We start from the raw sequence: 13,781 nt of genomic DNA on the forward strand, positions 1-13,781 counted from the left end.
TGGTGTCTATTATGAGTGTTTAATTATTTTTAGTCTGCTCAGAACTGGGCATTCATAATCGCTGCGAGCAAGATAGCATCATCAGGATAGGTGAGCTTGATATTCTGGCGACTGCCAGTCACGAGGCGAATGGGTAGTTCTAAACATTCAAATGCACTGGCTTCATCAGTAATGGTGAGCTCGTGTTCAGCGACATAAGTTAATACTTTTTGCAGCTGACCTAAGCGAAACACTTGCGGCGTTTGTGCTTGCCACATATGACGACGATCGATAGTACATTTAGCGTAAGAATGTGGGCTGCTACTCACTGTCAGGTTAACTACAGGCGTCTCACCTACAAGCTCAGATTGAGCGGTAGACTGGGGATAAGACTCCTTTAAAGTGTCAGCCACCGGTGTCGCTAAGATAGCGCCATAGGGCTCTAGCATCGCCGCTTCGATGACCTCTTCAATATCATGACTGGGGACCGCAGGACGCGCAGCATCATGAATAACAACCAAATCTGAGTCGTCGGCTCCCGCCTCAATAATCGCCTTTACCCCTGCCTGTACGGACTGCCAGCGCTCAGCGCCGCCCATGGCATAATGTATGGGTAGCGCAAAATTAAGCGTCTGTGCTGTACTGTCATCTGCTGCGACGACTAATAAACATCTATCAATATAAGTACTACTAGCAAGCCGTGCCACACTATGCTGTAGCAAGGTTTGCCCTTGCAACATCGTATATTGCTTGGCGATAGAGGCACCAAAACGACTACCGCGACCCGCAGCGACGATCATGGCATGTACATTAGGTGTGATATTCATAAGGCAATATTCATAAAGTAGTATTCATGGTTAGAGCCCATGACAGTATTGCTAGGGATAGACGAGGAATAAGAGAAGTAACGAATTTCAGGTGAATAAGATTTCTATTATAGACAATAGAAGATCATAATTTTAGACAGTTAAGAGCAATTAATAACGGCTATGCGTCGTGGGTGCCGTAGATACTTGTACAAAGGTCTCGTTAGGCTTAATCAAACCCAAGTCTAAACGAGCGTGCTCTTCCACTGCCTCAAGACCAGTTTTTAAGTCATGCACATCAGTACGCAATAAGTTATTTGCTGCCACTTGGTTTTCGTTTAAGCGTTGTTGTTCTTCGATTTGAGTCAGCAATTTATTATGCTCAAAGCGACCATTTTCGCCCAGCCAATACTGATATTGCAATCCCAAAAGGACGGCAACGGCTAGAGCAAGTAGCATAAACTGGCTAAAGTATTTCATAAGATAATAACGCCGAACAACATAGAGACAATAATAAAAATAAAAAACCAGCTAAGCTTGCTAAGCGATATATCACCATATTAATGATGACATATCGCCTAGCTGTAGCAAGAAATCTGGCTTGTTAACCACGTAGACCGATGAACTCTTCACGACCACGATAGCTTGCACGTACTTGTTGCTCGATACGTAGCAGCTGATTGTATTTTGCCACACGGTCTGAACGGCATAGAGAACCAGTTTTAATCTGACCAGCAGCAGTACCAACTGCTAAATCTGCAATGGTGCTGTCTTCAGTTTCACCTGAACGATGTGAGATAATAGTTGCATAGCCATTTTTCTTCGCTAGATAGATCGCATCTAGCGTTTCTGATAAAGTACCGATTTGGTTAAACTTAATCAAAATTGCATTAGCAATATGCTTATCAATACCCTCTTGCAAGATAGCAGGATTGGTCACAAATAAATCATCACCAACCAACTGAACTTTATCACCAATCTGCTCAGTCAAATATTTCCAACCATCCCAATCTGACTCGTCAAGACCGTCTTCGATAGAGATAATAGGATATTGACGCGCCAAGCCGACTAGATAGTCTGAGAATCCTTGGCTATCAAAGGCTTTGTTGCCCTCGCCTGCCAAGATATATTGACCATCTTTATAAAACTCACTAGCCGCACAGTCTAACGCCAAATGAATGTCTTCGCCCGCTTTATAGCCGACTTGCTCAATCGCTTGCATAATAACGGTGATGGCTTCTTCATTGCTACGCAGGTTTGGCGCAAAACCACCTTCATCACCAACCGCAGTATTTAAACCTTGTGATTTCAACACAGATTTCAAGCTGTGGAAAATTTCTGTACCAGCACGCAATGCTTCTGAGAAGCTGGTGAAACCAACCGGCTCAATCATAAATTCTTGGATATCAACCGTGTTATCCGCATGCTCACCACCGTTTAAGATATTCATCATCGGTACAGGCATCGTCAGCGACGTCTGATTGCGCAAGTTTGCAATATATTGATGTAATGGCAAACTTTGTGACTTGGCAGCGGCTTTTGCAGTGGCAAGAGACACCGCTAGCATGGCATTAGCCCCAAGGCTATCTTTGTTTTCTGTGCCATCTAGCGCAATCATTGCATCATCAATGCCTTGCTGTTCGGTGACGTCTTTATCCATCAACGCGCTGCGAATTTGGCTATTGACGTTAGCAACGGCTTTCTTAACGCCTTTACCCATATAGCGACTTTGGTCACCATCACGTAGCTCAAGCGCTTCGCGTGAACCAGTTGATGCACCACTTGGGGCAGCAGCACGGCCGATAGTGCCATCAGCTAAGATTACATCAGCTTCGATGGTTGGGTTACCACGCGAGTCTAAAATCTCACGGGCGCGAATGTCTTTAATTGCGGTGACGTTGGTGGTTTCTTCAGCGTACATAATGTCTGTTAATTCCTTTGGTCATGCCAAGTTTGTGGGATAAATAACGGCAACTAGAATACAAAAAAGATAAAGCAAAATATCGTATAGTGCTATGCTCAAACCAGCTTTGCTTATCTATATAGTCAGCAAGTTTTGAGCAAGATTAAAGGTGGTTTTAATACTTTAATCGTCAGCTATAGTGCTTGGCATCATAGCATAAATTTTGCTAAACTTCCCTTATCTTGCACCGACTAGCGCTGATAAAATCACACTTAGATAAACAAATTACCAATTATGGATTTGTCTCAGCACCTATAATATTAAAAGCCATATCACTCTTATGCTTTTGTTAGACGTTCTGTTTTAGCGTGGGAGCCAGATACTGTGTTATCCAACTCAACCTTTGTTTTAAATTGGGTCAAACGTAAGGCATTCATTAATACAGAAATAGAGCTAAGCGCCATCGCAGCGGCGGCAATCATAGGGTTTAAGAAACCAAAAGCGGCCAGCGGAATACCCAGACAGTTATAAATAAAAGCAAAAAACAGATTTTGCTTGATGTTGCGCACTGTTGCATTAGCGATTTTTTGCGCGGCATCAATATGCATCAGTGACTCACCCATTAGACGTGCAGACGCACTATGCTGGGCGACATCTGTGCCTTCAAACATGGCAAAGCTTGCATCGGCAGTTGCCATCGCTGGCGCATCGTTGACACCATCACCTGCCATTGCAACTTTATGACCAGCCGTTTGCAACAAGGCAATTTGACTGGCCTTATCGCGTGGGCTCATTTTACCATAAGCTTGCTCAATACCCAGCTGCCCTGCCACATGATCGACCACAGACTGCTTATCACCACTCATCAAAATGACATTGATACCTGCATCTTGCAGCGCAGTAATAGCCTTTGGAGTATCTACTTTTAAGTCGTCAGCTAATGCAAAAGCACCCAAAGCTTCATCATTAATACTAACGGCAACGGTACTGGCAATTTGCCATACCTTTGGCATCAGCTTAGGCAGTGTTAAATTAGCAAACTCTGCGGTACCGACTTTTACCACACCCAAACCTTCAATATTGGCTTGTATGCCAGCGCCTTTAATGACACTAATATCAGTCACATTCATCAACGGCAAATTTCGCTCAGTAGCCGCGTTAACCAATGCTGTTGCTAGCGGATGACTGGCATGTGCTTCAACGCTTGCGGCAATTTGTAACACATCATCGACTGCGATCGATTTATCCACCATCACATGGTCTACGATAGTCGGCTTACCAATGGTCAAAGTACCTGTTTTATCGAGCACTACTGTATCGATGTTACCTGCCGCTTCAAGGCTTTGTGCGTCTTTGAACCAGACACCATGACGAGCAGCAACACCCATACCAGCCATGATAGCGGCTGGCGTTGCCAAACCTAAAGCACAAGGACATGCAATGACCAACACCGAGACGGCATGCATCAAGGCAGTATCCATCATGCCAGTCAGCCACCACGTCACTCCAAAGGTGATAAGCGCAATGGCAACGACGACTGGGACGAATACTGCCGTCACTCTATCAGCGAGACGGGCTAAATTAGCTTTTGAGCCTTGGGCATCGCTGAGGGCTTGTACCATATCACCAAGCTTTGTATCACTACCTTTAGCACTGACGCGGTATAACAAGCTGCCATTTTCAACCAACGCCCCTGCCAACAACTTATCTCCCATTTCTTTTTTAAGCGGTACCGACTCACCCGTTAAATGACTCTCGACACACCAGCCAGCACCATCGATAACCACCCCATCGGTTGCAACTCGGCTGCCTTGCTTGGCACGCAAAATATCACCAACTTGCACGTCTTTAAGAGCAACATTATGAAAATCACCATTAGGCTGCTGCTGTTCGACTTCATCGGGCGTTAAGGACAATAATAAATCGATACTATTGAGGCTGTGTTTCTTAGTGCGCTCTTCTAGATACTTACCCGTACGTACAAAAGCAATGACCATGACGCCTGCTTCAAAATACACTGCAGGACTGCCATCCGCACCGTGACCACCAGCATGACCACTTTGCAGCAAACTGTTTAAAGTACCATCGCCATGGGTCAGCCACAGATACGTTGAATACGCCCAAATAGTCACGGTACCGATGACGACTAGCACATCCATATTGGCAAGACCACCTTTAATAGATGCCCAAGCACTTTTGTAAAATGGCAAGGCAAATCCAAACTGTACAATGGTCGCTAATATAAACTGAATCCAAATCGGCGGCATCCACGCCATACCCTGCCCAACGAGCATGCCTGCCATACCAACTAAAAATGGCACCAAACAAACCCATAACCCAATCAAGCGCCATGGGTACTGAGTCGCGGTATCTTCGTCTGTTTTTGCAAACAAACTATCGGCCGCCTGCAAATTGGCAACGAAGCCTGTTTTATTTACCCATTCTGTCACTTGTTCAGGCGTGGTCTGCGTTGGGTCATAATCAACATTCGCAGTCTCGCCAGCGAAGTTTACACTCACCTCGTATACCGACGGCTTTTTGTTGAGCACCTTCTCAATTCGCGAGGCGCAGGCTTGACACGTCATCCCCTCAATTGCTAGCTGCAAGTGTGCACGCTGCGGCGCGAGCGGCGTATTGGATTGAATGTCAGTTTTTACATCGTAGGCGTCATGATTGTCGGTTTGGGTAGTATCATTCATAAATAAAACTCGGTATGGCGTTTATGCGTTATGGCGTTATAAAGTCGTCTGAGCTAGGACAGCAACTCAGTGGATGGAATATCTAAGTCAAACAAATAGCACACTTTTAAATTTAATATTGGTATGGTCACACTGAATAATGAGTACGCTACTATCAATAATTTTTAACCATTAAAAAACCAGCCTTGATAGCCGGTTTTTTAATACAAATGAAGCAGGTTAAGCATTAGCAACAGTGGCATCAAAGCCTGCATCGTCGATAGCAGCAGCAATTGTCTCTACACTGGTTTTGCTATCATCAAAAGTAACCGTCGCTTGATTATCTGCCAGCTCAATACTGATATCGTCTAAGCCATCGATATCGGCAGTGGCGTTATGAACACTGGCCACACAGCCACCGCAAGTCATGCCATCAATTTTGATAATACGTGTTTGGTTTGCCATGAGAGGCTCCTTATTTTTGTAATTGAGTTTTTATAGGTAAATACTTTTATTAAAGAACTGCTTTTATAACTGTTTTTTTAAGACAGCTATCTTTTAAGACCTTATAAAAATAGCGCTTAACCAGCTTAAGCCCTATCACGGTTAACAACAAGGCTCTTTGATTATCACTTTATTAATAGAACCGTAAATAATGGAACTGTAAATAATAGAACCGTGAATTTATGCCTAAGTGACAGACAATAGCGCTTATTTTAGAATAACGTCTAATCATCATGACGTGGGTTTTGCGGTGCATCAAGAGGAAACGGCTGGGTCACATAATCGACCGTACTGATTGCCGCCTTAAATGCATGAATACTAGTGTCTGTATCTTCATAACGTATAATGGCAACATTATTATCAGGATCAAGCTCGATGGCCGTCACTCCTGTGATATTTTTCAGCGCTGTCATCACACTCTTTAATCCTTCATCATCATCGATATTTTCGATACTGACTGTTGCTGTTTGCATCGCCATAATCTCAGCCTCTTATTGTCTGTGAATACATTAATGGGTATCTAACACCTCAAAGCCTTTAACCAAATCATCAATTTGCTTTAGCTGACGCAAAAACGGCTCTAATTGGCTCATACGTAGCGCACACGGACCATCGCATTTTGCAGTCTCTGGACTTGGATGCGCTTCTAAAAATAACCCTGCCAATCCTGTCGCCATCCCTGCTCGTGCCAATGTTGTGATTTGTTCACGGCGTCCACCCGCACTATCGCTACGGCCGCCTGGCTGCTGTAAACTATGCGTCACATCAAAAAATACGGGGATATCCATCTGCTTCATGGTATCAAAACCAAGCATATCAACGACCAAATTATTGTAACCAAAGGCACTGCCACGCTCACAAAGGATCAACTTATTGTTGCCACCTTCAAGGCATTTGTTAACGATATGACGCATCTCATGCGGCGCTAAAAACTGCGCTTTTTTGATATTGATAATCGCATCCGTCTTCGCCATCGCATGTACTAAATCTGTCTGACGTGATAAGAATGCAGGTAGTTGAATGATATCTGCGACTTCAGCGACGGGTGCCGCTTGATAAGGTTCGTGGACATCCGTGATAATAGGCACTTGGAATTTTTCTTTGATTTGCCCCAACCAATCAATACCCTGCTCTAATCCAGGGCCTCGATATGAGTGCAGGCTTGAACGGTTGGCTTTATCAAAACTGGCTTTGAATACATAGCCAATGCCCAAACGCTGACATATTTCGACATATTGCTCTGCAATCTCGAAGGCCAATTCCTTTGATTCTAAAACATTCATACCACCAAATAACACAAATGGTTGGTCGTTACCGATATTAAGAGTATTGCCATTTGGCGTAGTAAGTTTGATATGTGATTGCGCCGTTGATAAATGTTCCATGAAGTCGTTACCCTCTTTATTGTTATTAATATTTCTATCCCATATTGTAACCGATAGACTCAGTAAAAAAAGGGGTTAAGCGTAATTGCTGACCAACCATTAGAAAAATTGTCATTTTTATTGTTTAAAAACAATCTCATTCATAGCCACAGTCATAAAATTAAACGCAAAAAAAGACCAATCCGAAGATCAGTCTTTTTTATACATGTAAGTTTTTATACGTTAACGATTATTTGCTTTCGTTATAGTTCTTGGCCGCTTTTACAAAGCTGTTGAACAGTGGATGACCACCGCGTGGCGAGCTGGTAAATTCAGGATGGAACTGTACGGCGACAAACCAAGGATGATCAGCAATCTCGACCGATTCTACTAGATGCTGCTTGGCAGAATAACCAGATATGGTCATGCCTGCTTGCTCTAATGGTTCGATATAGCGATTGTTCATCTCATAACGATGGCGATGACGTTCAGTGATATTTTTGGCGCCATAGATTTGGCTAAGCTTGCTACCAGCAACCAATTCGGCTTGCTGCGCGCCTAGACGCATGGTGCCGCCAAGGTCCGAGTCATCACTACGAATCTGTAATTCGCCGCGCTCATCTAACCACTCAGTGATGAGACCAATGATAGGCTCTGCCGTTTTGCGATCAAACTCAGAAGAGTTGGCATCGATTTTGAGTACATTACGCGCGTACTCAATCACTGCTAGCTGCATACCAAGGCAAATACCTAAATATGGCACGTTGTTTTCACGAGCATAAGTGATGGCTTTTATCTTACCATTGGTACCACGCTCACCAAAACCACCCGGTACTAGGATGGCATCGGCATTGTGTAGCTGCGCCAATAGGCTGTCATCGTCTTCTAGACGCTCAGCATCAACATAGTCAATTTTGACATCGGCTTTATGAGTGATGCCAGCATGCAGCAGTGCTTCGTTGATCGATTTATAAGCATCAGGTAACTCGACGTATTTACCAACCATCGCTACCGTAAGACTCATTTCAGGATTAAGCTGCGCTTCAACCACTTTGTCCCAATCACTTAAATCTGCTTCTGGTACATCTAAACCAAAACGCTCACAGATCAAATCATCAAGATCCTGCTCATGAAGCGTGCGTGGAATCTGATAAATACTTTGCGCATCTTCACACATAATAACCGCACGCTCTTCCACATTGGTGAACAGCGCTATTTTGCGACGGTTGTCTTGCGAGATGTGGTGATCAGAGCGGCAAATCAATATATCAGGCTGCAAACCGATAGAACGTAGCTCTTTTACTGAATGCTGCGTTGGCTTGGTTTTGGTTTCGCCTGCACTAGCAATATAAGGTACGAGCGTCAAATGCATCAGCATGGCTCTATTGCGACCAAGCTCTACTTGCATTTGGCGGACGGCTTCCATAAATGGTAACGATTCGATGTCACCAACGGTACCGCCAATCTCAATAATGGCGATATCATAACCTTCACCACTGGCTAAGATTTTACTCTTAATTTCATCAGTGATATGTGGAATAACTTGTACTGTACCACCAAGATATTCACCACGGCGCTCTTTATTTAGAACGTTTTGATAGATACGACCACTAGTAAAGTTATTACTCTTACTCATTTTTGAATGGCGTAAGAAGCGCTCATAGTAACCCAAATCTAAATCAGTCTCTGCACCATCTTCGGTGACGAATACTTCGCCATGCTGGAATGGGCTCATCGTACCTGGATCGACGTTGATGTACGGATCCATCTTGGTCATCGTGACGGTCACGCCACGGGCTTCTAAGACCGCTGCAAGAGAGGCTGCGGTGATACCTTTTCCTAGTGAGGACACTACCCCACCGGTCACAAATATAAACTTGGTCATAGTACTCTGTCGGTAATTGGTAAAGAAGGATTTTACTAAAAATACGTCAAAAAATATAGGGCAAAAGCATAAACTCTTTGAAACATTCAATTTTTAGTACTTAGCTATTATAACGCACTACCCACTCAAAAAGGATATAACAAAAAAAACTCACCCCGAAGGATGAGTTTTTATAATCAGATTCTAATGCTTAGATTAGAATTTGTATTCTAGACCAGTACCAACTACCAATACTTCTGCATCGCCTCTTGCGTCAGCCATGATATCATCGTTATAAATATCTTTAATATTAGTGTTATATCTATAGTTAACATTATCAGCTTTATTTAAGCCTGCATAGGCATGAGCAATGATATTGTCTTTATAGAAGTATTTACCACCAACAACGATTTGATCTGAATCAGAGTTGTCAAAACCATTTAAGTTAGTAGTATTGTTGTACTGTGCGTATACAGACGCTGGACGGGCAAAGTTAGTTAACCCCATCTCGCCACTAATAACGAAACCTTTCTCTTTATCAGAAGAACCATTATAGTCAGCTACTTGATATAGCGCGCCTAGCATTACAGGTGCTGCCATAAACTTGGCTAGATCTACAGTAGCAGTACCACGGATGATATCACCATTGATGTTTTGGTCTTTGTCATAAGCCACACCAGCAGTGAAGCCAGTACCTTGGTCAAACATCATTGCAACGCCGAAACCTGCATCATCAGAGTTATCGCCATCTACATCATTAGAGCTGTACATTGCAGACAGTTGTAACGGTAGACCATTGTACTTAGGTGCAGTCCAAATGATTGAGCTTGCAAGACGATTACTGTCAGCCATATTTAATGCTGCAACTGTTTCACTTTCGTTTTCAGTTTGACCTAGGTTATCCCAGTAACCTTGGTTAACAACAACGTTATCAATACGAGCTAGCGTTGATTGGTTTTTACCAGCACGGAACTCACCGAACTGCTTGTTGTTTAAACCAAGGAATGTATCACGGTTAGTAAAAGTAGCGTTATCACCAGTGACACTTGTGCCGTACTCTAACTGATAGATAACATCAGTATTGGCAGTCATGGCTTCAGAGCCCTTAAAACCTAGACGTGAAGCATGAGAATTAATCTCTACTTGATCTTCACCATAATTAACCTTGCTGTTGTCAGCAACAGCACGACCATCAAAATCAACATCGATATAATCAGCAGCTACAAAAGCTTTACCATAGATAGTCGGTGCTGCATTGGCTGCAGATACAGATAAGGCAGCAACTGCTGTAGCTAAAAGTAGTTTTTTCATGGGGTATCTCCACTTTACAATTTTAGTAATAAGCTAGCTATGATTAGCTGGTGCTCATAATGGTATCGTCACAAATCCTCAAAGATATAATGTGTAACTGGCTACCGAGATTAGTCAGAAACAAGTGTGGCGAAGTTCTATTACAGTAAGATGAAAAAAACAATGACTTACATAACTGCGATTAAAAAGTAACTGCCATGTAATCTTAGGTCTTTATCGCTCCGTTGCGTAACATCCGTTACCAAACTCATACTTCGAATACAAGCATAACAACTTTGACATAATTTGCAACATTTTTTTTAGATTTTTAAACCCAGTATTTGTTGAATGCCATATCTACTATAGAATGTAGGTCATTGTAAAAAAATCCCTATCCGCTCAAATAGATAAAGATACTATTGATTAATATAATTACCAAGAACTTGAAACTAGCGTAATGAATACCCTTTCATTAACAAAAATAAAGCCGTACTTGTTCATTAACAAGTACGGCTAATAAAAAATAATAAATGTGGTTTATGACATACTGTCAGTCACAATTGAGATCGGAAAATTGCTACAAGAACAGTAAAAAAGGTATTTTTACTGCTCTTGTTTCCAGACTACAACCTTAGTCAATGGCTATTACAGACTCCTTATTAAGTATAAAAACCAAGAAGAAGCTTAGTCAGTCATGACAGTATTATAATAGAATGTCAAGTATGCCATATTCTAATATTAACCTGCGCAATATTAGCAGCCTGCTTTTAGATCAAGACGTGCCTGATGCAATAATGGCTCAGTATAACCACTCGGCTGCTCACGACCTTTAAACACTAAGTCACAGGCCGCTTTAAAGGCATAAGAGTGGTCAAAGCTATCTGCCATCGTCTGATAGTCGCTATCGCCTGCATTTTGCTCATCAACTACTTTTGCCATACGCTTCATCGTATGCATCACTTGCTGCTCGCTCACGACATCGTGATGCAACCAGTTGGCAATATGTTGACTTGAGATACGTAAAGTCGCACGGTCTTCCATCAGACCCACATCATTGATATCCGGTACTTTAGAACAACCAACGCCTTGGTTGACCCAACGCACAACATATCCTAAGATGCCCTGAGCATTATTGTCTAGCTCTTGCTGTTTCTCTTCATCTGTCCAATTGGTATTTTTTGCTAATGGAATGGTCAAAATGTCGTCTAAGCTGGCACGCTCACGTGATTTTAGGCTGTCTTGTACCTCAGCAACACTCACTTGATGATAGTGCATGCTGTGCAAGGTTGCCCCTGTTGGTGATGGTACCCATGCGGTACTGGCTCCAGACTTAGGATGTGCAGCTTTGGTGTCCATCATCTCTTTCATCTCGTCAGGCTTCGCCCACATGCCTTTACCAATCTGAGCAACACCCTGTAAACCAGTCTCTAAACCAATATCAACGTTCCACTGCTCATAAGCTGGCTGCCATACTTGTGACTTCATCTCACCCTTAGGTACAAATGGACCTGCATTCATGCTGGTATGCATCTCATCACCAGTACGATCTAAGAAACCTGTGTTGATGAAAATGACACGCTCTTTCGCTTGGCGGATGGCTTCTTTCAAGTTGACCGTCATGCGGCGCTCTTCATCCATGATACCGATTTTAATGGTATTACGCTCTAAGCCTAATAAGTCTTCTACTGCGTTGAATAAATCGTTGGCCATTTTTACTTCTTCAGGACCATGCATTTTTGGTTTAACGATATACATTGAACCTTTACGTGAATTCGATAGCGCATTTTTACCTTTAAGGTCATTGAGCGTTAATAGTGGTGTAATCAAGCCATCCATTAAGCCTTCAAATATTTGTTCTTGACCATCACCCAAGTCGACCAATATTGCAGGGTTTTGCATGAGGTGACCGACGTTACGAATCAGCAATAACGAACGACCTGGCAGGATAAGCTTACCACCATCTGGGGTGGTGTATTCACGATCTGGGTTTTGCTGACGTGTGCGGGTTTTGCCACCTTTTTCAAAGGTTTCTATCAAATCACCATTCATGAGACCAAGCCAATTGCGATACACTTCCACTTTTTCTTCTGCATCGACGGCAGCGATTGAGTCTTCACAGTCTTGAATTGCCGTAATAGCTGACTCAAGCAGCACATCTTTGATATGTGCAGGGTCGTCTTTACCGACTGGATGATTGGCATCTATTTGAATCTCTGCATGCAAACCGTTGTTTTTTAATAAAATACCCGTTGGGCTTTCTGCATCACCGACGAAACCAACGAATTTTTCGGCATCTTTTAGCTCAGTACTGCTATCACCTTGGACAATTTTAAGCTTACCATCGACCACTTTAAAGCCGGTCGCATCGTTATATGAACCTGACACCAAGGCAAAGTTTTCATCTAGGAATTGTTTGGCATAAGCAACGACAGCAGCACCGCGAGTTGGGTTGTAGCCACCTTTTGCTTCTTGACCATTTTCGTCACTGATAACGTCAGTACCATATAAAGCATCATACAAGCTGCCCCAACGAGCGTTGGTTGCGTTCAATGCGTAGCGCGCATTACGTACTGGTACGACCAGCTGCGGGCCTGCAATATGAGCAATCTCGTCATCGACATTTTCTGTGCTAACTTTAAAATCATCGCCTTCTGGCAACAGATAGCCAATCTCTTGTAAGAATGCTTTGTAAGCAGGATAATCAATATTGCCGTCTTTGGCAGGATGTTGCAGGTGCCACTGGTCAATCTGCGCTTGAATCTTGTCACGAGTTGCAAGCAATGCTTTATTGCGCGGCGTAAACTCTTTAATGACTTTTTCAAAACCTGACCAATAACTGTCTGAATCAACACCGACTTTCGGCAGCACTTCGTTTTCAATAAAGTCATACAATTGCTGGTCGATGGCAAGAATGCCTTTTTGAATACGATTGGCGTTAGAAGACTGGCTCATGTTGTTATCCTTATCTGTTCGTGAGGGGTGTGAATACGAAGTTGCTACCGCAATGATTACACATTGTCGGTCTTAGGCATCTATTCCAAATTTAGATGAAATACTAAGCAAACCTACTGATATATCATACAAGCTTGTGGTGATTAGCGAATTAACTATTTATGCTATGCTATTAACCTATATTTTGCCGCTTTAGCCATTAGCATGGTCAAAGCATTTATAACGGATGATGGTATCAACCTTGCTTAATGTGCTCAGTGTACGATTTGAGCTCGGTTGCCTTGTGCCCACTGTAAACGGCTTCAACTGCATAACATTGGCAAGCATCATCACTGCGACAACACAATATGGCAACACATCAATAGTAAGACAAAATAGCGCTTAAGCAAAATATCATCCTACTATCAAATAAAGAAATAAACAAGAAAACATCATTCACTA

General features: G+C 42.8%; 10 protein-coding genes. All 10 read right to left on the reverse strand.

Annotation, left to right across the window (positions count from 1 at the left end; genetic code table 11):
- Positions 1-38 precede the first annotated feature (38 nt).
- On the reverse strand, positions 39-806 hold the full coding sequence (gene ispD / locus JMY05_RS07770; RefSeq protein ID WP_201614730.1) for a 2-C-methyl-D-erythritol 4-phosphate cytidylyltransferase: 768 nt from the start codon (positions 804-806) through the stop codon (positions 39-41).
- A gap of 150 nt (positions 807-956) precedes the next feature.
- Positions 957-1,265, reverse strand: a complete 309-nt coding sequence (locus JMY05_RS07775; protein WP_055125147.1) for an FtsB family cell division protein — start codon at positions 1,263-1,265, stop codon at positions 957-959.
- Positions 1,266-1,389: 124 nt separating this feature from the next.
- Positions 1,390-2,706 carry a phosphopyruvate hydratase gene (gene eno / locus JMY05_RS07780; RefSeq protein WP_045444505.1) on the reverse strand — a complete coding sequence of 439 codons (1,317 nt, stop codon included), beginning with the start codon at positions 2,704-2,706 and terminating at the stop codon, positions 1,390-1,392.
- 320 nt (positions 2,707-3,026) lie between these two features.
- Positions 3,027-5,387 (reverse strand): heavy metal translocating P-type ATPase, encoded by a 2,361-nt coding sequence (locus JMY05_RS07785; protein ID WP_201614732.1) that lies wholly within the window; start codon positions 5,385-5,387, stop codon positions 3,027-3,029.
- Between the two features lie 219 nt (positions 5,388-5,606).
- Complete coding sequence (locus JMY05_RS07790) at positions 5,607-5,831, reverse strand: heavy-metal-associated domain-containing protein (protein WP_011280902.1); 225 nt, start codon at positions 5,829-5,831, stop codon at positions 5,607-5,609.
- Positions 5,832-6,094: 263 nt separating this feature from the next.
- The gene (locus JMY05_RS07795) at positions 6,095-6,349 is read right to left on the reverse strand and encodes a heavy-metal-associated domain-containing protein (protein ID WP_045444500.1); all 255 of its coding nucleotides are present in this window, start codon (positions 6,347-6,349) and stop codon (positions 6,095-6,097) included.
- 30 nt (positions 6,350-6,379) lie between these two features.
- Positions 6,380-7,255 (reverse strand): 3-deoxy-8-phosphooctulonate synthase, encoded by an 876-nt coding sequence (gene kdsA / locus JMY05_RS07800; protein ID WP_045444497.1) that lies wholly within the window; start codon positions 7,253-7,255, stop codon positions 6,380-6,382.
- Positions 7,256-7,484: 229 nt separating this feature from the next.
- Positions 7,485-9,119: a CTP synthase gene (locus JMY05_RS07805; RefSeq protein ID WP_045444494.1), complete on the reverse strand. Its 1,635-nt coding sequence runs from the start codon at positions 9,117-9,119 to the stop codon at positions 7,485-7,487.
- 195 nt (positions 9,120-9,314) lie between these two features.
- Positions 9,315-10,409 (reverse strand): porin, encoded by a 1,095-nt coding sequence (locus JMY05_RS07810; RefSeq protein ID WP_201614734.1) that lies wholly within the window; start codon positions 10,407-10,409, stop codon positions 9,315-9,317.
- A gap of 732 nt (positions 10,410-11,141) precedes the next feature.
- Positions 11,142-13,340, reverse strand: a complete 2,199-nt coding sequence (locus JMY05_RS07815) for a malate synthase G (protein ID WP_201614736.1) — start codon at positions 13,338-13,340, stop codon at positions 11,142-11,144.
- Positions 13,341-13,781 lie beyond the last annotated feature (441 nt).

Origin of the sequence: Psychrobacter sp. JCM 18902 (genome assembly GCF_904846615.1) — a bacterium.
In the GTDB taxonomy this organism is placed as follows: domain Bacteria; phylum Pseudomonadota; class Gammaproteobacteria; order Pseudomonadales; family Moraxellaceae; genus Psychrobacter.